Annotated in this window: 20 protein-coding genes; 10 read left to right on the top strand and 10 right to left on the bottom strand. The window is 65.6% G+C overall.

Translation table 11 applies throughout. The annotated features are described in order from the left end of the window. The first annotated feature begins 129 nt into the window (after window positions 1–129). Entirely contained in the window at window positions 130–717 is a 588-nt protein-coding gene (locus LAQ58_RS04605; protein ID WP_224449439.1) for an HAD family hydrolase, read from the top strand. 1 nt (window position 718) lies between these two features. Here LAQ58_RS04605 and LAQ58_RS04600 read toward each other — a convergent pair whose 3' ends face one another. Further along, window positions 719–994, bottom strand: a complete 276-nt coding sequence (locus tag LAQ58_RS04600; RefSeq protein WP_224449438.1) for a DUF5822 domain-containing protein — start codon at window positions 992–994, stop codon at window positions 719–721. A 161-nt stretch (window positions 995–1,155) separates the two neighbouring features. Between LAQ58_RS04600 and panB the strand changes: the two genes are divergently transcribed. Next, a complete protein-coding gene (panB, locus tag LAQ58_RS04595) occupies window positions 1,156–1,965 on the top strand; it encodes a 3-methyl-2-oxobutanoate hydroxymethyltransferase (RefSeq protein ID WP_224449437.1) in 810 nt (269 codons plus the stop codon). A gap of 373 nt (window positions 1,966–2,338) precedes the next feature. Here panB and LAQ58_RS04590 read toward each other — a convergent pair whose 3' ends face one another. Then, entirely contained in the window at window positions 2,339–3,136 is a 798-nt protein-coding gene (locus LAQ58_RS04590) for an alpha/beta fold hydrolase (protein ID WP_224449436.1), read from the bottom strand. Between the two features lie 267 nt (window positions 3,137–3,403). Between LAQ58_RS04590 and LAQ58_RS04585 the strand changes: the two genes are divergently transcribed. From LAQ58_RS04585 to LAQ58_RS04575, 3 genes are all read left to right on the top strand, one after another. Continuing rightward, window positions 3,404–3,655, top strand: a complete 252-nt coding sequence (locus tag LAQ58_RS04585) for an Hsp20/alpha crystallin family protein (protein ID WP_224449435.1) — start codon at window positions 3,404–3,406, stop codon at window positions 3,653–3,655. After that, window positions 3,652–5,913, top strand: coding sequence for a CDC48 family AAA ATPase (locus LAQ58_RS04580; RefSeq protein ID WP_224449434.1), 2,262 nt, complete (start codon window positions 3,652–3,654; stop codon window positions 5,911–5,913). Before LAQ58_RS04585 ends, LAQ58_RS04580 begins: the two co-directional genes overlap by 4 nt. A gap of 371 nt (window positions 5,914–6,284) precedes the next feature. After that, a complete protein-coding gene (locus tag LAQ58_RS04575) occupies window positions 6,285–7,226 on the top strand; it encodes a DMT family transporter (RefSeq protein ID WP_224449433.1) in 942 nt (313 codons plus the stop codon). A gap of 17 nt (window positions 7,227–7,243) precedes the next feature. Here LAQ58_RS04575 and bcp read toward each other — a convergent pair whose 3' ends face one another. From bcp to priS, 3 genes are read right to left on the bottom strand one after another with little or no spacing between them, the layout of a single operon-like run. Beyond that, on the bottom strand, window positions 7,244–7,702 hold the full coding sequence (bcp, locus tag LAQ58_RS04570) for a thioredoxin-dependent thiol peroxidase (RefSeq protein ID WP_224449432.1): 459 nt from the start codon (window positions 7,700–7,702) through the stop codon (window positions 7,244–7,246). 49 nt (window positions 7,703–7,751) lie between these two features. Beyond that, complete coding sequence (locus LAQ58_RS04565; RefSeq protein ID WP_224449431.1) at window positions 7,752–8,690, bottom strand: DNA replication complex subunit Gins51; 939 nt, start codon at window positions 8,688–8,690, stop codon at window positions 7,752–7,754. Next, on the bottom strand, window positions 8,687–9,841 hold the full coding sequence (gene priS / locus LAQ58_RS04560) for a DNA primase small subunit PriS (protein WP_224449430.1): 1,155 nt from the start codon (window positions 9,839–9,841) through the stop codon (window positions 8,687–8,689). The genes LAQ58_RS04565 and priS overlap by 4 nt, the downstream gene beginning before the upstream one ends. A gap of 376 nt (window positions 9,842–10,217) precedes the next feature. Here priS and LAQ58_RS04555 point away from each other — a divergent pair, with 376 nt between their 5' ends. Then, on the top strand, window positions 10,218–11,570 hold the full coding sequence (locus LAQ58_RS04555) for a ribonuclease J (RefSeq protein WP_224449429.1): 1,353 nt from the start codon (window positions 10,218–10,220) through the stop codon (window positions 11,568–11,570). After that, window positions 11,570–12,616, top strand: a complete 1,047-nt coding sequence (idsA3, locus tag LAQ58_RS04550) for a geranylfarnesyl diphosphate synthase (RefSeq protein WP_224449428.1) — start codon at window positions 11,570–11,572, stop codon at window positions 12,614–12,616. The genes LAQ58_RS04555 and idsA3 overlap by 1 nt, the downstream gene beginning before the upstream one ends. 39 nt (window positions 12,617–12,655) lie before the next feature. Here the strand turns inward: idsA3 and LAQ58_RS04545 are convergent, their stop codons facing one another. Next, a complete protein-coding gene (locus tag LAQ58_RS04545; RefSeq protein ID WP_224449427.1) occupies window positions 12,656–13,018 on the bottom strand; it encodes a DUF5658 family protein in 363 nt (120 codons plus the stop codon). Window positions 13,019–13,148: 130 nt separating this feature from the next. Here LAQ58_RS04545 and LAQ58_RS04540 point away from each other — a divergent pair, with 130 nt between their 5' ends. Further along, complete coding sequence (locus LAQ58_RS04540) at window positions 13,149–14,906, top strand: glutamate--tRNA ligase (RefSeq protein WP_224449426.1); 1,758 nt, start codon at window positions 13,149–13,151, stop codon at window positions 14,904–14,906. A gap of 15 nt (window positions 14,907–14,921) precedes the next feature. Here the strand turns inward: LAQ58_RS04540 and LAQ58_RS04535 are convergent, their stop codons facing one another. The 4 genes from LAQ58_RS04535 to LAQ58_RS04520 all read right to left on the bottom strand — a co-directional run bounded on the left by LAQ58_RS04535 (window position 14,922) and on the right by LAQ58_RS04520 (window position 18,989). Next, window positions 14,922–16,127, bottom strand: coding sequence for an NAD(P)/FAD-dependent oxidoreductase (locus tag LAQ58_RS04535; RefSeq protein ID WP_224449425.1), 1,206 nt, complete (start codon window positions 16,125–16,127; stop codon window positions 14,922–14,924). Between the two features lie 12 nt (window positions 16,128–16,139). After that, window positions 16,140–17,534 (bottom strand): aspartate aminotransferase family protein, encoded by a 1,395-nt coding sequence (locus tag LAQ58_RS04530; RefSeq protein WP_224449424.1) that lies wholly within the window; start codon window positions 17,532–17,534, stop codon window positions 16,140–16,142. 130 nt (window positions 17,535–17,664) lie between these two features. Continuing rightward, window positions 17,665–18,537, bottom strand: a complete 873-nt coding sequence (locus LAQ58_RS04525) for a dimethylarginine dimethylaminohydrolase family protein (RefSeq protein ID WP_224449423.1) — start codon at window positions 18,535–18,537, stop codon at window positions 17,665–17,667. Window positions 18,538–18,539: 2 nt separating this feature from the next. After that, on the bottom strand, window positions 18,540–18,989 hold the full coding sequence (locus LAQ58_RS04520) for an Lrp/AsnC family transcriptional regulator (protein ID WP_224449422.1): 450 nt from the start codon (window positions 18,987–18,989) through the stop codon (window positions 18,540–18,542). A gap of 177 nt (window positions 18,990–19,166) precedes the next feature. Here LAQ58_RS04520 and LAQ58_RS04515 point away from each other — a divergent pair, with 177 nt between their 5' ends. After that, entirely contained in the window at window positions 19,167–20,180 is a 1,014-nt protein-coding gene (locus tag LAQ58_RS04515; protein WP_224449421.1) for an ABC transporter permease, read from the top strand. Beyond that, complete coding sequence (locus LAQ58_RS04510) at window positions 20,177–21,031, top strand: ABC transporter permease (protein ID WP_224449420.1); 855 nt, start codon at window positions 20,177–20,179, stop codon at window positions 21,029–21,031. The genes LAQ58_RS04515 and LAQ58_RS04510 overlap by 4 nt, the downstream gene beginning before the upstream one ends. The last annotated feature ends 49 nt before the right edge of the window (window positions 21,032–21,080 follow it).

The following is a 21,080-nucleotide window of genomic DNA, read 5'->3' as shown; positions in this document are numbered from 1 at the left end:
AGTCGCGATGCTCGTTCCGGCATAAAGTGTTTTTTGAATCGACCGGAAAATAACCGAGCTCGAATCGTGCCGCCGACCGGTTCTCGGCGACCGAAGCCGTCTTTTCTGTGGCGAGCACAGTCGCGAGTAATGACTTCAGACGCTCTCGAAGGGACGAACTCCACCGACGCGCCCGACTTCGACGGGTACGACGCCGTCGTCTACGACCTCGACGGGACGCTCGTCGACCTGCTCGTCGATTGGAACCGAGCGGCGGTCGACGCCGAGACCCTCTTCGCAGAAGCCGGTGTCGACGCCTCGGGCATGGACCTCTGGGCGATGCTTGACCTGGCCGACGAGCGGGGCATCCGCGACGAAATCGGGCGCCTCCTCGCCGATCACGAGCGCAACGGCGCGCGCAACTCGACCAAAATGGCGCTGGCCGACGGCGTCGCCGACCACGCCGTCCCCGTCGGCGTCTGCTCGCTCAACTGCGAGGACGCCTGCCGCATAGCGCTCGACGTACACGGTCTCGCCGAACACGTCGACAGCGTCGTCGGCCGCGACTCGGTGGCGACGCGGAAACCAGACCCGGAACCGCTGCTGGCGACGCTTCGAGAACTGGGCGTCGACCCGGAGAACGCGCTGTTCGTCGGCGACTCGGCGCGCGACGAGCGAACCGCCGAGCGCGCGGGCGTCGCGTTTCGGTACGTGGACGGCGGGCCGTCGGGCGTCTAACTCACTCCGACGAATCGTCCGACTTTCGCGCCTTCGACCCGCCGTCGCCCGCCTCCGTCCGCCGGGCGTACGCGTAGACGCCGAGCGCGACGAGAATCCAGATAATCGCGCCGACGCGGACGGCGAAGGAGACGCGCGACTCCCACGTCGGCAACGCGACGGTCGTCGACAGCGCGGCGACGACCGGCGCGCCGACGAGAATCGTCGTGACGAACGTCACCTGCATCACCCACCCGAAGTCGACACCTTCGGGGTTCGAGCGCTCGACGGGTTGCACGCGCGAACGTTCGCGCGAGACCCTTAATGCGTGCCGGTTTGCGACACTCCCGCCTCCCGTCTCGGCTCTTCTTCTCCCCCGTTTCGCTTCCGTCTCCCGTTTCGCTTGACAGCTCGACCGATAGGCGTACGTATTTACCTTCAGGCGCGCCAACGCCGGGTATGCCAACGGTTCGGGACATCCGCGCGATGGCGGGCGAGGAGACGATAACGATGCTGACCGCGTACGACGCGCCGACGGCAGCCGTCGCCGACGACACCGGTATCGACATCCTCCTCATCGGCGACAGCATGGGCAACACGGCACTCGGCTACGAGTCGACGCTCCCGGTGACCGTCGAGGAAGTGGCGAGTCGGACGGGTGCGGTCGCCCGCGCCACCGAGGACGCGCTCGTCGTCGCAGACATGCCGTTTCTCTCCTTCGGCGTCGACGACGCCGAAAGCATCGAGAACTGCGGCCGGATGCTCAAGGAAGCCGACGCCGACGCGGTGAAGCTGGAGAGCGGTCCGCACACCGTCGAACTCACCGAACGGCTCGCGCAACTCGGTATCCCGGTGATGGCACATCTCGGGCTGACACCGCAACAGGTGAAGTCGGTCGGCTACGCCCGACAGGGTACCTCCCCGGAGGCGGCCAAAGAGATTCTCGAACTCGCCCGCGCCCACGAGGAGGCGGGCGCGTTCTCGCTCGTCCTCGAACACGTCCCCGCGAACCTCGCCGCCCGCGTCACCGACGAATTGGAGATTCCGATCATTGGCATCGGCGCGGGACCGGACTGCGACGGACAGGTGCTCGTTGTCGACGACGTGCTCGGGCTGAGCGACTACACGCCCCCGTTCGCCACGCAGTTCGGCGACGTGCGCGCGGAGATGGTGTCCGCGATCTCGTCGTACCGCGAGGCGGTCGAAAACGGCGATTTCCCGGCCAAGGAGCACAGCCACGTGGAAGAAGAGTTGGACGAACTCTACTGAACGCATCCTTTACGCTGCGGAGCAGCTTCGCCGCTCCTCGACAAAAGCTGTCTTTGCGGTAAAACCGCGAAGGCTTAGCAGACGCAAAGCGTCTGCTGTCGCACCAAAAGCACCGTCAGAGCGGAGCTCTGACGAGCCTTCGTCCGCTCACGAAGACACTCCTCCTTCACTTTGCTCACTGCATTCGCTCCGAGAGAGCTACGCTCTCCCGTGCCCTCGCTCACCCCGTTCGCGAGGACTCCGTTCAGTCGTCGGCCGAAAATTGCTCTGCGATTTTCGGGCACTTCGGGACGCAGTTCCGACGACGGCCCACTCGCTCGTTTCACTCGCTCGCGGTGCAACGAATCAGTTCGGCTCGTCGCGTCGCATCCAGCTATAGCCCCCACCCATCCAAGAACCCCGAAACCGCGTCGTTGAACGCCGCCGGTTGCTCTAGCATCGCCAGATGCGCGGCGTCGTCGACGGTGACCATCTTGGCGTCGGGAATCTCGTCGGCGAGGAACTCGTGGTACCACGACGGCGTCAGTTTGTCGTGTTCGCCGACGACGGCGAGCGTCGGCACCTCGACCTCCGAGAGGCGGTCACGCACGTCGAAGCGGTGACAGCTCAGGAAGTCGCGGCGGGTGACTGCCTGCCCGGCCTCGCGCATCGCCTCCCGCGAGAGGTCGAGATAGCGCTCGTCGGTGTCGTGGAACAGGCGGTCCTCCCCGTGGAGGAACTCGACGGCGCGGTCGAAGTCCTCCTCGAGCCACACCAACAGATCGTCGAGGACGGTGAGTTTCGCCCCCGTCCCCGTTAACACGAGCGCGTCCAGGTCGAGTTCCCGGTCGAGCGCGGCCTGCATCGCCACCGCGCCGCCGAGGGAGTTGCCGACGAGCACTCGGCAGTCGGTCTCCTCGGCGACGGCGACGACGTCGGCGACGTACACCGAGAGCGTCTCGTAGCCGGCGTCGGCGTCTGCGTCGTCGCTCTCGCCGTGCCCGCTCAAATCCAGCGCGGCGACGTGGCGGTCGTCCGCGAGTCTGAACTGCGATTTCCAGACGCCGTGCGAACCGCCGCTGCCGTGGATGCACAGCAGTCCTGCGCCGCTTGCACCGTCGGAACTGTCCGCGTCGACGCGGTCCGACACTCGGTAGGCCGTCCGACGGCCGTGATGTGAGAGTTGCTCCATGCGACGTGCTTTCGTGGCTCCGGTGATAAACACACGCCCGCATCGAACCTCTACTGGACTTTGCGAGCGGAGCGGACCACGCGAGAGCGGCGGGCCGTCAGGGTAGATTCGCCGGGGGAATTCGGCTCCCCCTCTCCGCTGTCCGAACCATCACACAGGTGTGAACTACAATTCAACCGTTCACATTCAATCCAGTCGCTGTACTGCGATTACGCCGCAGAAACATTTATAAGTCTAGATGCCTAACTTGGGGTTAGGAATCGCCCAATGAATCTTCAACAATCAGCTGGCGGTGAACGGTTTATCCGCCGATACGAGTACGACGACAGTTGGGTCATCGCCGCCGAACTCGGCGTGGCCGACGATGCCATCGACGTGGACGTGGTTGGAACGACGGCCATCGTCGTCGTCGACCACGGCGACCAAGCGACGGAAACCGAGTTCGAGTTCGAACTCCCCGGAGCGGACGCAACAGTTGAGACCAACAACGGTGTACTGACGATAACGGTCCGAAAATGAATCTCACAGTCAAACCACTCAAACAGAAAGACGCCGGCCGCGGTCTGGCCGCCATCGACAAGCAGGTCGCCGAGGAGATGGGTCTCGAAGGCGGCGACTTCATCCGCATCGAAGGCCGAGAGAGCGCGGCTATCGCCCGCGTCTGGCCAGGTTACCCAGAGGACCGCGGGTCGGGAGTCATCCGCATCGACGGCCGACTCCGCCAGCAGGCGAACGTCGGCATCGACGACCGCGTGACGGTCGAAAAAGCAGACGTGAAGCCCGCCCAGCGGGTCACCGTCGCCCTCCCGCAGCGCCTCGGCATCCGCGGGAACATCGACGCGCTCATCCGCCGCGAGCTCGGCGGTCACCCCGTAACCACGGGCCAGACGGTACGCCTCCCGCTCGGCTTCGGCTTCATGTCGAACCAGAGCCAGGCGGTGCCGCTGAAGATCGCGTCGACGCAGCCGTCGGGAACGGTCGTCATCAACGACTCGACGACGGTCGAGATAAGCGAGAAGCCCGCCGAGCAGATCCGCGAAGGTGCCAGCGGCGGCTCTGGCTCCGGTCCCGACGTGACGTACGAGGACATCGGCGGTCTCGAAGGCGAACTCGAACAGGTCCGCGAGATGATCGAACTGCCGATGCGCCACCCGGAGCTGTTCAAACGCCTCGGTATCGAACCGCCGAAAGGCGTGCTGCTGCACGGGCCGCCGGGGACCGGTAAGACGCTCATCGCGAAAGCCGTCGCCAACGAGATCGACGCCGAGTTCCACACCATCTCCGGGCCGGAGATCATGTCGAAGTATTACGGCGAGTCCGAAGAGCAACTGCGCGACGTATTCGAGGAGGCCACCGAGGACGCGCCCGCCATTATCTTCATGGACGAGCTCGACTCCATCGCCGCCAAGCGCGAGGAGGCGGGCGGCGACGTCGAGCGCCGCGTGGTGGCGCAACTACTCTCGCTGATGGATGGTCTCGAAGAGCGCGGTCAGGTCGTCGTCATCGGCGCGACCAACCGCGTCGACGCCATCGACCCGGCGCTTCGCCGCGGCGGGCGCTTCGACCGCGAGATCGAGATCGGCGTGCCGGACCGCGATGGCCGCAAGGAGATCCTGCAGGTCCACACGCGGAACATGCCGCTGGCCGACGGCATCGACCTCGACGTGTACGCCGACAACACTCACGGCTTCGTCGGCGCTGACCTCGAATCGCTCGCCAAGGAATCGGCGATGACCGCGCTCCGGCGCATCCGTCCGGAGTTGGACCTCGACGCCGAGGAGATAGACGCCGAGGTGCTCCAGTCGCTGCAGGTCACCGAGAGCGACTTCCGCGAGGCGCTGAAGGGCATCGAACCCTCCGCACTCCGCGAGGTGTTCGTCGAGGTGCCCGACGTGACGTGGGAGGACGTCGGCGGTCTCGAAGACACGAAAGAGCGCCTCCGCGAGACCATCCAGTGGCCGCTAGAGTACCCCGAGGTGTTCCAGACGATGGACATGGCCGCCGCGAAGGGCGTCTTGCTGTACGGTCCGCCCGGAACCGGCAAGACGCTGCTGGCGAAAGCCGTCGCCAACGAGTCCGAGTCGAACTTTATCTCGGTGAAAGGGCCTGAACTGCTGAACAAGTTCGTCGGCGAGTCCGAGAAGGGCGTCCGCGAAGTGTTCAGCAAGGCCCGCGAGAACGCCCCGACGGTGGTGTTCTTCGACGAGATAGACGCCATCGCGACCGAACGCGGCCGCAACAGCGGCGACTCGGGCGTCTCCGAGCGCGTCGTCTCCCAGCTCCTGACCGAGTTAGACGGTCTCGAAGCGCTCGAAGACGTGGTCGTCGTCGCGACGACGAACCGGCCGGACCTCATCGACTCAGCGCTCTTGCGCCCGGGTCGACTCGACCGGCACGTCCACGTGCCGGTGCCCGACGAGGAGGCGCGCCGGAAGATTCTGGGCGTCCACACCCAGCACAAACCGCTGGCCGACGACGTGGACCTCGACAGAATCGCCCGCCGCACCGAGGGCTACGTCGGCGCCGACCTCGAAGCGCTCGCCCGCGAGGCGGCGATGGCCGCCAGTCGGGAGTTCATCCGGAGCGTCACGCGCGAGGAAGTCGACGACTCCGTCGGCAACGTCCGCATCACAATGGACCACTTCGAGGAAGGACTCGAACAGGTCAGTCCGAGCGTGACCCAAGAGACGCGCGAGCGCTACGACGAGATCGAACAGCGCTTCGGCACCGCCGACATCGAGCGCAAGTCCGACGAGATGAGCCGAACGTTTCAGTAGTCTCGTTCGGCCTCTCTTTCCGCTCTCCGCTTCCAGCCGCTCGTTCTCGCGCTCTTGGTCTCTTCTCGCGGTCGACATCGGACGGCCGCACCCCGCCGCCGATTTCGTAAAATAATAAACGTAACGATAGTTCATTTCATCGGAAACGAGGTGTGTCCCGACAGTGACGCCACTACCGATTGTGGGGTGTCGCGCTCGGGGGTCCCGCTCCGCGCCGAGTCCGTCTACAATCTCGACGCGACGAGCGACGACGGTTCCGACCCGAACGGAACCAGTCGCCGTATTAATCAGTTTCTCTTTCGAGACCGTCCGAAACCGGCGACGCCCGCCCGGACGGACAGCCTCTTTTCCGTCGGTCGCCGACAGTCGGTGTGTCCCGATACCGAGACATTGGACTCTTCCTCCTGCTCTCGACGCTGTGGGGCGGGTCGTTCGTCGCCATCGAAGTCGGTCTGCGGGACCTTCCGCCCGTGCTGTTCGCGGCGCTGCGCTTCGACGTCGCCGCGGTGGTGCTGCTCGGCTACGCCGCGCTCCGCGTCGACGACCCGATTCCGCGTAGCCGCGGCGATTTCACCGCAATCGCCGCCAGCGCGCTGTTCATCGTCGCCGCCAACAACGCGCTGCTGTTCGTCGGCCAGACGCAGACGACCGGAAGCATCGCCTCCATCGTTTACAGTCTCAACCCGATTCTGACGACGGCGTTCGCCGCCCTGCTCGTCGGCGGTGTCAGTCTCGACGCGAGAGGCTACGTCGGCGTCCTCCTCGGCCTCGTGGGCGTCGTCATCGTCGCCGACCCGTCGCTTCTCTCCGGCGGCGGACTCTCCAGCGACGCGCTCGGCGTCGCAATCGTCTTCGGGGCAGCCGTCGCCGTCTCGCTCGGGAGCGTTCTCGTCCGCCGCGCCGACGCGCAGACGCCGAGCGTCGCGGTCACCGCGTGGTCGATGGGCCTCGGCGCGGTCGTCATCCACGCGAGTAGTCTCGCCGTCGAGGGCGTTCCATCGCCGTCTCTCTCGGCCGATACCGTCGCTGCGCTCGTGTTCTTGGGTCTCTTCGCCAGCGCCCTCGCGTACTCCATCTACTTCGACCTGCTCGAACGGCAGGGTCCGTTCCAGGCGAACCTCGTCGCCTACATCGTGCCCGTGGTGGCGACGCTGCTCGGGTGGGCGCTTCTGAGCGAGCGAATCACTCCGGCGACAGTCGGCGGCTTTCTGCTCGTCTTCGTCGGGTTCGCGCTGGTGAAGTACAAGACGCTAATCGACGAACTCCCGAAGATGCGCGCGGGTGTCCGCGCCGTCGTCGGGTTGTTCCGCTGAGAACCGCAAATCGAACGCTACGCGCCGATGTCGTCGAGGATGGCCTCGGCGTGGCCCTCCGGCGAGACGCCCTCGTAGGCGCGCTCGATGGTTCCGTCCGAACCGACGACGTAGGTGTTGCGGAAGACGCCGTCGAAGGTGTTACCGAACATGTTCTTCTCGCCGTAGGAGTCGTAGGCAGCGGCGACTTCTCCCGACTCGTCCGAGAGCAGGCGGAACGGAAGGTCGTACTCCTCGACGAACGCTTCGAGGTCTGCCACCGGGTCGTCGCTGACTCCGAGGACGTGGACGCCTCGTTCTTCGAACTCGTCGATGCTGTCGCGGAACCCGCAGGCTTCGGTCGTACAGCCCGGCGTGTCCGCTCGCGGGTAGAAGTAGAGTACCACTCGGTCGCCCGAGAACTGCGAGAGCGATACCGTCTCGCCGTCTTGGTCGGGCAGTTCGAAGTCGGGGGCGTCGTCGCCGACTGAGAGCATGGTCGATTCTCGCAGCGCGCGTAAAAACCGTTTGTGGCTTCGGGTCGCGTCAGTCCAACCGCTCGGCGGCGTCGCGGGCCAACAGCGGTTCGGCGTTCGTCGTCGGCAGCGTCACCACGTCCTCGGCGGCGAGATCGTACTCGCGCTCGTCGACGCCGAAGATGGAGCCGACGTCCTGCGTGATTCGGACCGTCATTCGCTCGATGTCCGTCTCCGCGTCGGCGTCGGTTGCCCCCTCGTCAGCGGACTCATCCGCCACGTCCGGGTTCGGGGCGTTCGGCGGAACCGCCTGCGTCGAGTCGTCGGCCGTCGCCTCGGACTCGGTTCGGGCGGGCGTCGACTCCGCGTCGGTCGTCTGGGTGTCCGACGACGGGTTTCCTGCCGACGCCTCGTCCGTCGACCCACCGCTCTCGCCCATCGCGTCAGCGAGAACACCGTCGGGCGAACCCGACGAGGGTTCGACAGTCCCGCTCTCGGGGGAGTCGCGGGCGTCGGAAACCACGTCCGGCGTCGCGTCGGCTGCAGGCCCCGCGTCGGTGGCGGCCGGGTCGGGGTCAGCGGCCTTCGACCGCGCGGCGTCGCGCTCGGCCTGAGTGGCGCGTTTCCCCGAGAGGATGTCGAGCACCGTCGACTTGTTGCGCTCGATACGCCCCACGAGGTCCTCGAACAACACCCGCTCTTCGTTCGTGAAGCCGTCCTCGTCGACGGGCATGTCGGCGGCGGCAAAGCTGGCGAGTTTGACCACCTTGCCGACGCGGCGTTCGTATACGGCCTCGACGACTTCCTCGGCCGTCTCTATCTCGTCGGTGAGTCGGCCGACCTCGGGCGAGGAGAAGGGGTCGTCGGCTTCCTCTGCGGCGCGTTTCCGCTCGGCTTTCAGTCCGGCGATGTAGTCGGCGACGTCGGCGTAGAAGCTGTCGCGGAGCTGCTGGAGGCTGTCCTTTCGGCGCTCTTTCGACTGGACCGTTCTGAGTTCGTCTAAGTTCATTCTCTGGCTTTCTCCGCCGCCCCGCGCGTCATCAGGAAGACGCCGACGCTCTCGTTCACCGTATTCTCTCCCGCTGATAGCTTAGTCGTTTCCCCGCCGAATTCGACGACCGCCGGTTCGGGGAGGTCGACGGTGATGTCCCGGCGCGTGAACCGCCCGGGGACCGCGTCCCGAAGCGGTTCGAACCCTTCGACTTCGTCGCGGTCGAGCGTCGTCACGACGAGCGACGACCCGCCGTGGAGGCTCCCCGGCAGGCGGATGAGGCGGCGCACGTCGGTCGTCACGGGCTCGTCGATGGGCGCGGTCTGGTCGGCGACGACTTCGCGGGCGATCTTCTTCACCAACGTCTTCGCCGTCCCCGCCTCCATGTTCCCCGATTCGATGGCGTCTCGGTTCGTCTCGAACGCTTTGAGGAGTTTCTTCGACGTCTTCTCGCCGACGCCGTCGAACTCCCGGAGTCGGTTCAGCGCGGCCTCTCTGTCCTCGGATTCGAGGTCGTCGGCCAGCGCGAGCAGCGCCTCGTGCGTCCGAGCGCCCCACCCTCCTTCGGTCCGGAGGGTGTCTCGGAGCGTCCCCGTCTCGTTCGGCCGCTTCTCCATCAGCCCGTCGACGTCGAGGTCGATGGCGCGGACGTAGTCGACGATTTCGCGCCGCGCCTCGCTGTCGAGTTCTTGAACTGATTCGTCGCGGACGTGGACGTGGTAGCCCCGCCCACCCGAGAAGACGGTCTCCATCTCCGAGAACGCGAAGTCGTCCTCCAGAAACGCCAGCAGGCGGAGCAGCGCGTCCTTGCAGTCGGCGAGCATCTCGGCGTAACTCGTCGCCTCCGGGTCGACGCCGGGTAAGTGGTCGGCGTCGAGGTCGAACACGAGGTCCGCGCCGCGCCAGCCCTTCTCGTCCATCTCGTTCGCGCCGGGGTCGGCGTAGCGCGCCGCCGAGAAGTAGACGTGGCGGGGGGACTCGCGGGCGAGGAAGTCGCCGAGGTCGCCGACATCGAGCAGCGACTGGTGGCGAACCATCGTCGTCCCGCCCGCGGTCCAAGGGATGTGTCCCCACTCGCGCTCGTCGGCCGCGGGCGGGAGCGACAGCGTTGCGCTCCGGTAGTAGTCGCCGAAGCGGCCCCGAAGATACTCTCGTGTTCGACCGTTCATCGCGTCACCATCGTTCCGAGTGAGGCGATAAAGTCGTTGTCGTTGCGCGCGGAGCGAGTGTCGTCGACGCGTGATTGATGGCGACGAAAGCCAGCGTTGGCCGTGGTTCCGACCGATTCGGACCGTTTTCGAATCTGCCGACTAACCCACGTAGTTTTTAATACCCCGGCGTGTAGCCCACAAGTACCAACAGCCCGCGGGTAAGTGTGGACGCGACGTGCGGCGGTGCTGTGCGCGATGCCGAGTCGACGCGACCACACGCGGGGACCAGCGACCGACGCGCTGCAAGACGCCGGGGCCGGTGGCCCCCTACGCCCTCGGATTTGCGTGAGCAACCGCAGCCACCCGACGTGGCATTTCAATGCTCTGATAAACCATGGAAATCGAAATCGCAACCATTGGCGGCTACGAAGAAGTCGGTCGGCAGATGACTGCCGTCCGCGCCGGTAACGACGTCGTCGTCTTCGACATGGGTCTGAACCTCTCGCAGGTTCTCATCCACGACAACGTCGAGACCGAGAAGATGCACAGCCTGGACCTCATCGACATGGGGGCCATCCCGGACGACCGCGTGATGTCGGACCTCGAAGGCGACGTGAAGGCCATCGTGCCGACGCACGGCCACCTCGACCACATCGGCGCCATCTCGAAACTGGCGCACCGCTACGACGCGCCCATCGTCGCGACGCCGTTCACCATCGAACTGGTGAAACAGCAGGTCCAGGGCGAGAACAAGTTCAACGTCAACAACGACCTCGTGAAGATGGAAGCCGGCGAGACGATGTCCATCGGCGACTCCGGACAGGTCGAACTCGAGTTCGTCAACGTCACCCACTCCATCATCGACGCCATCAATCCGGTCGTCCACACGCCCGAGGGCGCTATCGTCTACGGCCTCGACAAGCGGATGGACCACACGCCGGTCATTGGCGACCCCATCGACATGAAGCGCTTCCGCGAGATCGGTCGTGAGGGTAACGGCGTCCTCTGTTACATCGAGGACTGCACGAACGCCGGCCGGAAGGGCCGTACACCCTCCGAGTCCGTCGCTCGTCGCCACCTCCAAGACGTGATGACCTCCATCGAGGACTACGACGGCGGTATCGTCGCGACGACGTTCTCCAGCCACATCGCCCGCGTCACGAGTCTCGTCGAGTTCGCCCAGGACATCGGCCGACAGCCCGTCCTTCTCGGACGCTCGATGGAGAAGTACTCCGGCACTGCGGAACGGCTGAACTTCGTCGACTTCCCGGACGACCTCGGGATGTACGGCCACCGGAAATCCGTCGACCGGACGTTCAAGCGCATCATGAAGGAGGGCAAGGAGAACTTCCTGCCCATCGTCACGGGTCACCAGGGCGAGCCGCGCGCGATGCTCACCCGGATGGGCCGCGGCGAGACGCCGTACGAACTCGAAGACGGCGACAAAGTCATCTTCTCGGCGCGCGTGATTCCGGAGCCGACGAACGAGGGCCAGCGCTACCAGTCCGAGAAACTCCTGAAGATGCAAGGCGCGCGCATCTACGACGACATCCACGTCTCCGGCCACCTCCGCGAGGAGGGTCACTACACGATGCTCGACGCGTTGCAGCCCCAGCACGTCATTCCGGCCCACCAGAACCTCAAAGGGTTCGCGCCGTACGTCAGCCTCTGCGAGTCGCAGGGCTACACACTCGGCCGGGACGTGCACGTGACGAGCAACGGGAACATGATCCAGCTGGTCCAGTGATGTCATCGGACGCGACTGAGGAGCGGGTACTGGCCGCCGTCGGCGAGCGACGCGAACTCGTCAACGAGGCCATCGACGAGGAGGTGCCCATGGCCGAACCCAAGCGCCTCTACGAAGCCACTCGCTACCTTCTGGAAGCGGGCGGCAAGCGTCTCAGACCCGCCGTCGCGCTGCTCGCCGCCGAAGCGCTCGCCGACGTGCAACCGCTGTCGACGGAGTACCGCGAGTTTCCGGCGCTCGACGACGGAACCGTCGACGTGATGCGCGCCGCCGTCGGCCTCGAAGTCATCCAGTCGTTCACGCTCATCCACGACGACATCATGGACGACGACGACCTGCGCCGTGGCGTCCCGGCCGTCCACACGGCGTACGATACGGAGACGGCCATCCTGGCCGGCGACACGCTCTACTCGAAAGCGTTCGAACTCATGACCGACACGGGTGCGGCACCCGATCGGGGTCTCGAAGCGACCAGACTGCTCGCGACGACCTGCACGCGAATCTGCGAAGGGCAGGCGCTCGACGTCTCGTTCGAGCACCGCGAGGACATCCTCCCCGACGAGTATCTGGAGATGATAGAGTACAAGACTGCAGTGCTGTACGGGGCGGCGGCGGCGACGCCCGCGGTCCTGATGGGCGCGGACGACGACATCGTCGACGCACTCTACCGGTACGGCATCGACGCCGGCCGCGCGTTCCAGATTCAAGACGACGTGTTGGATCTCACCGTCCCCTCCGAAGAACTCGGCAAGCAACGAGGCTCCGACCTCGTCGAGGAGAAGGAGACGCTCATCACGCTGCACGCGCGCCAGCACGGCGTGGACATCGCCGAACTCGTCGGTAGCACTTCGGTGGACCAGGTCACCGAAGCAGACATCGACGCGGCCGTCGCCGAACTCGAACGCGTCGGCAGCATCGACTACGCCCGCGAGATGGCCGAGGACCTCGTCGAGCAGAGCAAGGAGCGACTGTCGGTGCTGCCGGACAACGAGGCGCGTAGCCTCCTCGAAGATATCGCCGACTACCTCATCACGCGCGGCTACTGAGCTTCGCTTGGTTTGCCTCGGTGAATTTTTCGGTGTCGGTTACGCCACTTGCGCCATCAACCAGACGTTGTAGCAGGTGAGTCCCGCCCCGACTGCGGCGAGAAGACTCGGCAGAACGTACGGAAACACCGGGTCGCCGACCCGGGCGGCGTGCTGACTGACGGCGAGACAGAGCGCGAACACCGCAAGTTTCAGTCCGACGAGTCCGGCGAGTCCGAACGAGGAGATGCTCGCGTCCATCACCGGATTTCCTTCGACGACGCCCGAGGCGAAAGCGACGACGGCGACGGTCGTCACCACGTCGCCGACGCCGTAGCCGGCTGTCGCCGCGATCCACGCCCAGTAGAAGCGTCGCTCGGTGACCGGCGTTCCGTTGAGAGAGAGCCACGACCGAGCGTTCACGCCGGACTCTCACCCGGGGTGATACATAGGCTTGTTGCTGCCGCTGAGTGTCACGTCCGCCAACCTCAGGTTGGTCGGCGCTGCGGGCAATCCACGGCTGTTTTTACCTGCCGGCCGAAACTCGCCGGTAATGGATGAGGACCTTCGAGAGCGTGTACAGGCGGAAGCCGAGAAACACGCGCTGTTTAACGCCGTGAAGTACGAGAGCGACGCCGACGTGGGCGCGGTGATGGGACCGCTAATGGGCGAGAACCCCGAGTTCCGACCGCACGGCGGCGAAATCCCCGGCGTCGTCGGCGGCGTCGTCGCCGACGTGAACGGGATGGACCACGCGGAGCGACGCGAGCGACTGGGCGAACTCGCGCCCGACCTGCTCGACGAACTTGACAGCGAAGACGAGGAGGACGATCGGGTGCTCTCGGACCTGCCGAACGCCGACGCCTACGATGAGGTGCGGATGCGCGCCGCACCGAACCCGAACGGGCCGTGGCACATCGGCCACGCGCGGATGCCCGCGGTTATCGGGACGTACAAGGAGATGTACGACGGCTCCTTCGTCGTCCGCTTCGACGACACCGACCCCGAGACGAAGCGCCCGGACCTCGACGCCTACGACGCCATCTTAGACGACATCGAGTACCTCGGCTTCGAGCCCGACGACGTGCTCCGGGCGTCGGACCGCCTCGAAATTTACTACGACCACGCCCGACAGCTCATCGAGAAGGGCGGCGCGTACACCTGCTCCTGCTCGGGCGAGGCGTTCTCAGAACTGAAAAACTCGGGCGAACCCTGCCCGCACCGCGACAAGGACCCCGAGACGACGCTCCGAGAGTTCGAGGCGCTCGTCGACGGCGAGTACTCTTCCGGCGAGATGGTGCTCCGCGTGAAGACCGACATCCAGCACAAGAACCCCGCGCTGCGCGACTTCGTCGCGTTCCGCGTCATCGACACGCCGCACCCGCGCGAGGAGGCCACGGAGTACCGCCTCTGGCCGATGCTCGACTTTCAGTCCGGCATCGACGACCACCTGACGGGCGTCACGCACATCATCCGCGGCATCGACCTGCAGGACTCGGCGAAACGCCAGCAGTTCGTCTACGACTACTTCAACTGGGAGTACCCGGAGGTTGTCCACTGGGGCCACGTCCAGATAGACGAGTACGGCGTGAAGATGTCCACCTCGACCATCAAGCGACTCATCGAGGAGGGCGAACTCGACGGATGGGACGACCCGCGCGCGCCGACCATCAAGAGCCTCCGACGGCGGGGAATCCGAGGCGAGGCCATCGTCGAGTCGATGGTCGGTCTCGGCACCTCGACGAGCAACGTCGACCTCGCGATGAGCACCGTCTACGCCAACAACCGAGCGCTCGTCGACGATGAGGCTCCCAGATATTTCCTCGTCCGCGACGGGGTCGAGCCGACGACCGACGATGCGTCCGAGGTCGGCCCCGCCGTCGAACTCCCGCTCTCCGGCGGTCCCGACGCGGGTCACCCGTCGATTCACCCCGACCACGAGAAGCGCGGCCGCCGCGACGTCCCCGCCGGTGACGCCGTCCTCGCCGAGGAGGCCGACCTACCCGAGAGCGGCGAGCGCGTCTGGCTGAAAGGCTACGGCTGCGTCCGCTACGAGGCCGACGCGCTAGAGTACGTCGGCGACGACATCGGCGTCGTCCGCGACGAGGGCGTCGACGTGATTCACTGGGTTCCGGCCGGCGAGAACGTCGCCGTGACGATGCGGACGATGGACGGCAACGTGACGGGCCACGCCGAACCCGACTTCGCGGACGCCACCGTCGACGACGTGGTGCAATTCGAGCGCGTCGGCTTCGTTCGCGTCGACGAACAGGGCGACGGCGAGGCGGTAACGTACTTCGCGCACGAGTAGTCCCGCCCCGGGACGTTACTCGTAGCTGTCGTCACCGGCGCTGATGCTTCTGAACTCGAAGTCGGGTGAGGTGGAATCGAATCGCGAGAGCGTGAACTCCTCCCGTGGCAGGTCGCATGCCTCGCCGGTGACGAACGACCGAACGAGCGTCGCGGCGACCGGCGCGGTCATGATGCCCCGGCCGTGGAACCCCGTCGCGACGATTAGTCCCTCGGGGGCGTCCGCGGGCGCGTCGATTATCGGGCGGGTGTCCGGCGTGGCGCCGTCGATCCCGGCCCAGCCGTCGACGAATCCCGCCCGGTCGAACTCGCGGAAGACCGACGGCACCACCTCGGCGACGTGGTCCCTGAACGCCTCGTCCTCCTGCCGACTCGCGCCCTCGGGGTCGTCCGTCGCGAACGACCAGCCGCCGACGAGCAGGTCGCCGTTGTGCTCGGCGCGGAAGTAGACGTGCTCGCCCGGAATCCACCCCATCGGAAACGTCTCCTCGAGCGGCGCTCCGGGGTCAAGGACGATGCACTGGGTTCGGTACGGGCGGACCGGAATCCGGACGACGTCGCGGAGCAGGCGCTCGGTCCGCCACCCGGCCGCGGCGACGACCGTCGGCGCGCAGAACTCGCCCTCCGCGGTCGAGACGCCGCGAATCCGACCGTCGTCGACTACCACCTCGTCGACTGCGAGTCCCATTCGGAACCGCGCGCCGCGCGCTTCGGCCTCCTCCTTCAGGGTGACGGCGAACGTGTACGGGTCGACGAACCCCGTCTCCGCGTGTCTGACCGCCCCGTCGAGCCGCGAGGCGTCGACGCGCGGATACCGCTCGCGAACCGCCTCTGGTTCGAGGTACGCGACGTCGATGCCGTCGCTCCGGAGGCGGTCGACGCGTCGGCGGGCGGCGTCGGCGCGGCCGTCACGGACGAGTTCGAGGCTCGGTCGTTCGTGAAACCGGAACCGGCCGGTCCCGTCGTAGCCGCGGAAGAAATCGTTCGCGTGGTCGGCGACGGCGAGCACGTCCGAGTACGACGGCGTCATCGTAATCTCGCCGGCCGCGAGCGCCGTCGCGCCGCCGGCAATCTGATCCTGTTCGAGGACGACGACGTCGTGGTCGGCGGCGAGCTCTCGCGCGACTGCGCAGCCGACGACGCCCCCGCCGACGACGAGGACCCCGGCATCCCGCCTGTCTCCCCGAGTCGTTCCGCGGACGGCGGTGCGGTCCCCGGTCATCGTCGGACGAGTTCAGTCCTCGTACTCGTGGTCGACGGCCCGGAACGCCTCCTCGGCGACTTCGAGCGCGCGGTCGATCTCCTCGTCCGTGTGGGTGTAGGTTGTAAAGAACCGCTCGCCCTGCATCGGATTTCCGAAGAGCACCTCGCGGCCGGCGGCTTCGAGCCACCAGTCGGCGAACCGCTGTTCGTTCGCGTGCCAGGTGTCGCGGTAGTAGTGGATGTCGTGGTCGGTCATGTAGACCTGGCCCATCGAGCCGATGTGCTGGACGTTCACCGGGAGACCGACGTCGTCGGCCACCTCCTGGAGTCCGCCGAAGAGTTTGTCGCCGAGTCGCTCGATGTGGTCGTAGACGTCACCCTCCTGCAGGATTTCGAGCGTCTTCAGCCCCGCCGCGGCCGACACCGGGTGACCGTTGTATGTGCCGCCGTGGAACGCCGAGGAGTTCCACTTGTGCCCCTCGTCCTTTCCGGGCGGGATGATCTCCTCCATGATCTCGGCCCTGCCGCCGAAGCCGGCGAGCTGGTAACCGCCGCCGGCCACCTTGGCGAACGCCGTCATGTCGGGGGTGACGCCGAAACGCCCCTGCGCGCTGTCGGGGCCGAGGCGGAAGCCGGTCATCACCTCGTCCCAGATGAGGACGACGCCCAGTTCCTCGGTAAGCTCGCGGAGGAACTCGTGGTACCCGTCGCGGGGCTTCAGACAGCCGGCCGAGAACATCACCGGTTCGATGATGACCGCCGCGAGGTCGTCGGCGTGCTTGCGCAGAATCTTCTCGGTCGCCTCCTTGTCGTTGAACGGGAACGCGACCATCGTCTCGCTCACCGCGTCTGGGATGCCGGTGCCGTAGGAGACGGTGCTCGGCTCGTCCGCCGGGCCGAGCGCCTCTTCGGTAGCGTAGACGCTCTGCAGCGCGTAATCGTGTGCCCCTGCGTAGCCGCCCTCCGGCTTCGCCACCTTGTCTTTCCCCGTGTACGAGCGCGCGACCCGCATCGCGTGCATCGTCGCCTCGGTGCCGCTGTTGGCGAGGCGGACCGTCTCGATGCTCGGCGTCATCTCCGCGACCTTCTCCATGTACTCGAAGGCGATGGGTTGCGGCGTCGCCGTCAGGTCGCACTTGTCGACCTGCGCCTTCACCGCCTCGCGAACCTCCTCGTTGCCGTGTCCGAGGATGATCGGTCCGAGCGCGAGCAGGAAATCGAGATACTCGTTCTCGTCGATGTCCGTGATGTACGACCCACTGGCGCTCTCGACGTAGAACGGATACGGGTCGAACGCGCGCACGTTCGATTCGACTCCGAGCGGCGTTATCGCCGCCGCGCGGTCGTGGAACTCGCGGCTCTTCGGCGTCCGTTCGCGGAGACGTTCGGCGTGGTCGATGTCTTGCTGTTTGTCACCGAGACTCATTGAACGCCACATGGATAACAGTGACAATAAATCTTTGGAGAGTACGAACAACATCCGAAAAAGTTCTGCTACAAGCGCGAATGGGGTGACACATTTGTCACCTCGTACGAACGGTGGGGGATAACGCCGCTCAGTCGTCTCGTTCGAGGGGGAGGATGAGCCCCTTGAGACCGCCGCCCGTCTTTCGAGTTTCGGGGATGTCCAGCGTGACGACGTCGAGACCGCGTGACTCAAGCGCCGACCGGACGGTCGGATTCCCGTTGGGCAGGAGCACGCGCCCCGGTTCGGTCATGATAGTGCTGGTCGCGCGGTTTCGCTGTTCGCGCATCGGAACCTCGACGACGTCGATACCGCGGTCAGAGAGCAGCGAGAGGAACTCGGCGGGAACGGCCTGCGGATAGACGAGCGCCAAATCGGGTGCGACCATGCCGAAGACGAGCGCGAGGTGCGTCTGGCCGGAGCTCTCGGTGCTTCCGAAGATGGGGACCTCGACGATGTCGACGTCGAACGTCTCGAGGACGGTTCGGACCTGACGGATTCCCTCGGCGTTCGTCGTCTTCGAGCGTCCGACCGCCACCGTCGACTCGTCTATCCAGATCATGTTACCCGCCTCGAACCCGCCGGAGCCGTGGACCGAGTGGTAGATGGGCGCGCCGAGTTCGACGACGCGCTCCACCAGCCGTCGCTCCTCGCCGACGCGCGTCGACTCGACCATCTTGCCGACGACGATTCCGCCCTCGACGGCGAAACCGACGTCGCGGACGAAAAGCGACTCCGCGAGCTCTGATCCGACGGTCCCGAGCGTGTCGACGGTGACGCCGTCGGCTTTCAACTGCTCGACGAGCGCCGCGTGTTCGTCGGCGACCGACTCCTGTCTGGGGAGGCCGCTCCAGTTCCACTCGTCGGGATCGACGACGGATTTGAACTCCTCGCCCGGTTCGTGGACGAGGACCCGTCGGAGGCGGCCCCACTCGCTACGCGCCGAAGGTTCGAGGTCCCACATGGTCACTCCAAGTTCAAGTCGTACTCTTCTTTCACGCTGCGGAGAGCGACCTCGGTCGCTGTCTCCGTGACGCCGTCGTACGACCCGATGGTGGCCAGAAGTTCGCTCAGCACCGCCTGTTCGCGCACCCGGACCTTCAGGAGGAGGTCCGCATCCCCCGTGATCTCGTGGATCTCCTGAATGGCCGCCTCCTCGGCCAACCGCTCGGCGACTTTCGAGAAGTGTCCCGCGTTGGTCTTCACTCGGACGAACGCGACCTGGTCGATACTGAGGAGTTCGGCGTCGAGTACCGCCCGGTACTGTCGGATGTACCCCTGAGATTCGAGGCTGTTGACGCGCTCGTGAATCGTCGCATTACCCATGTTCAACCGCCGAGCGATCTCCGAGAGTGCGAGCCGACCGTCCGCCTGTAGAATCTTCAGGATTTTGCGGTCGACCTCGTCAAGGTCCATATCGGTCGCTTGTATCCCCGGTTTCGTATGTGTTCTGCTCACGGATGTTCCCCTGTTGATTCGAGTGGGCTCCCGATACAAATTCGTTTCCTCGCCCATATTGATACTCGACTCTCGGTGGAGAGGCGGATACTGCAAAAGGTTTTTTGACTCCCGTGTTCATCTCGACCACATCGCATGGCAAGTGAAACCACGTCAAAACGTGACTCCCGCGGGCGGTCGGGCGCGGCCATCGACGCAGCGCGGAACCACCGCCTCGCCGGACTCGTGGTCAATCTCGCGCCGAGCGCGTTCTGGCTGGGGCTCTTTTTCCTCATCCCGCTCGGGGTGATGTTCTACTACAGCTTCGGCCAGCGCGGGGCGTTCGGGGAGGTGCTCATCGGTCTCGAGTATCTCGGACTCGACCAGTATCGGACGTTCTTCGTCCCCGACGGAGCGAACGTGCTGGAGGCGATCTGGTACACGCTCGCGTGGCTCGTCGAGTTCGTCGTCCCCTTCGAACTCGCCGCGACGGACCCGACCCCGTACGTCCAACTCACGCTGAAGAGCATCGCCTACGGACTGTTCGCGACGCTCGTCTCGCTCGCCGTCGGCTACCCGGCGGCGTACTACATCGGGCGCATCGCCCCCGAGGAGTACCAGGATCTGCTGCTCGTGTTGGTCATCCTGCCGTTCTGGGCGTCGTTTCTCGTCCGAATCTACGCCATCCAGATTCTCCTCTCGGGCAACAGCGTCCTGACGAACGCGCTCGGGATTCTGCCGTTCGTCGAAGCCGGCGCGTCCCTCATGAACTCGCGGCTCGCGGTTCTCATCGGCCTCGTCTACATTTGGATTCCGTTCATGATTCTCCCGGTGTACGCGACGATAGAGCAGATCGACTTCACCCTGCAGGAGGCGGCGATGGACCTCGGCGCCGACCGATTCGACGCGTTCCGCCGCGTCGTCTTCCCGCTGTCGGCGCCCGGCGTCGTCGCCGGGAGCATCCTCGTGTTCATCCCGAGCACCGGCGCCTACGTCATCCCGGAGCTGCTCGGTGGACCCGACAGTCAGATGATCGGGAACTTCATCGCCAACCAGTTCGGCGCGGCCGGCAACTGGCCGCTCGGTTCGGCGGCCTCGTTCGTCCTCATGGGCGTCATGCTCGCTGCGATCGCCGTCTACCTGCGGTATGGGGAGGCTGAGTCGGTATGAGCCTCGCCGACGGTCCCGGATTCGGCGCACGGCTCAAGCGTGCCCGCTCGCGACTGTTCGAGCGCGGGAACGGCCTCCTGCTCCTGCAGACGGTGTTGGTTTACCTCTTCCTCTACGTCCCGATTTTCGTCCTCGTCGTCCTCTCCTTCAACGACTCTCGGTACGCGCTCGTCTGGCAGGGCTTCACGACGAGGTGGTACGAGGCGCTTCTGGCCGGTGAGGTCGTCGCGCGCGTCAACCCCGAAGCGGCGTTCACCGCCCTCGCCCACTCGATCGAGATCGCCTTCGTCACCGTCGTCGTCAGCACCGTCTTCGGGACGATGCTCGCGTTCGCGCTCGACCGCCACGACTTCCCCGGCAAGCGGTTCCTCCTCGGCGTCGTCTACATGCCGATCATCATCCCGAGCATCGTGATGGGCATCTCGCTGCTTCTGTTCTTCAACCTGGTCGGGATAGGTCTCGGCGTCCACACGGCGATCATCGGCCACGTCGCGTTCGACATCAGCTTCGTCGCGGTGGTCGTCGCCGCGCGGCTCAGGAGCTTCGACCGGACGCTCGAGGAGGCGGCGAAGGACCTCGGAGCGACCGAACTCGAGACGTTCCGCTACGTGACGTTCCCGGTGATCAAACCCGGAGTCGTCGCGGGTGCGCTGCTCGCGTTCGCGATGAGTTTCGACGACTTCGTCGTGACGTTCTTCATCATCGGAAACCAGAACACGCTCCCGATCTTCTTCTTCTCGATGGTCAGACAGGGCATCTCGCCCGGCGTCAACGTCATCGCGACGCTGATTCTCGTGGTCACCCTGGCTGTGGTCGCCGCGGCGCAGTGGATCGAAGGACCGATCTGGTGAAGGAAAATCCTTCGTCTGTGGCCCCAATTTAGCACAATATTTATCCCAC

The sequence above is a fragment of the Haloprofundus salilacus genome (genome assembly GCF_020150815.1).
In the GTDB taxonomy this organism is placed as follows: domain Archaea; phylum Halobacteriota; class Halobacteria; order Halobacteriales; family Haloferacaceae; genus Haloprofundus; species Haloprofundus salilacus.
Note: the sequence above shows the minus strand (reverse complement) of the source record. Positions and strands in the feature narration are given on the sequence as shown.

Bases quoted from the DNA above. Each gene is read 5' to 3' on its own strand.
- LAQ58_RS04565 (WP_224449431.1), bottom strand. From the start codon at position 8,690: ATGAACTTAGACGAACTCAGAACGGTCCAGTCGAAAGAGCGCCGAAAG.
- bcp (WP_224449432.1), bottom strand. From the start codon at position 7,702: ATGCTCTCAGTCGGCGACGACGCCCCCGACTTCGAACTGCCCGACCAA.
- LAQ58_RS04525 (WP_224449423.1), bottom strand. From the start codon at position 18,537: ATGTGGGACCTCGAACCTTCGGCGCGTAGCGAGTGGGGCCGCCTCCGA.
- panB (WP_224449437.1), top strand. From the start codon at position 1,156: ATGCCAACGGTTCGGGACATCCGCGCGATGGCGGGCGAGGAGACGATA.
- LAQ58_RS04590 (WP_224449436.1), bottom strand. From the start codon at position 3,136: ATGGAGCAACTCTCACATCACGGCCGTCGGACGGCCTACCGAGTGTCG.
- LAQ58_RS04520 (WP_224449422.1), bottom strand. From the start codon at position 18,989: ATGGACCTTGACGAGGTCGACCGCAAAATCCTGAAGATTCTACAGGCG.
- LAQ58_RS04580 (WP_224449434.1), top strand. From the start codon at position 3,652: ATGAATCTCACAGTCAAACCACTCAAACAGAAAGACGCCGGCCGCGGT.
- LAQ58_RS04510 (WP_224449420.1), top strand. From the start codon at position 20,177: ATGAGCCTCGCCGACGGTCCCGGATTCGGCGCACGGCTCAAGCGTGCC.
- priS (WP_224449430.1), bottom strand. From the start codon at position 9,841: ATGAACGGTCGAACACGAGAGTATCTTCGGGGCCGCTTCGGCGACTAC.
- LAQ58_RS04585 (WP_224449435.1), top strand. From the start codon at position 3,404: ATGAATCTTCAACAATCAGCTGGCGGTGAACGGTTTATCCGCCGATAC.
- LAQ58_RS04555 (WP_224449429.1), top strand. From the start codon at position 10,218: ATGGAAATCGAAATCGCAACCATTGGCGGCTACGAAGAAGTCGGTCGG.
- LAQ58_RS04535 (WP_224449425.1), bottom strand. From the start codon at position 16,127: ATGACCGGGGACCGCACCGCCGTCCGCGGAACGACTCGGGGAGACAGG.
- LAQ58_RS04515 (WP_224449421.1), top strand. From the start codon at position 19,167: ATGGCAAGTGAAACCACGTCAAAACGTGACTCCCGCGGGCGGTCGGGC.
- LAQ58_RS04605 (WP_224449439.1), top strand. From the start codon at position 130: ATGACTTCAGACGCTCTCGAAGGGACGAACTCCACCGACGCGCCCGAC.
- LAQ58_RS04540 (WP_224449426.1), top strand. From the start codon at position 13,149: ATGGATGAGGACCTTCGAGAGCGTGTACAGGCGGAAGCCGAGAAACAC.
- LAQ58_RS04530 (WP_224449424.1), bottom strand. From the start codon at position 17,534: ATGAGTCTCGGTGACAAACAGCAAGACATCGACCACGCCGAACGTCTC.
- idsA3 (WP_224449428.1), top strand. From the start codon at position 11,570: ATGTCATCGGACGCGACTGAGGAGCGGGTACTGGCCGCCGTCGGCGAG.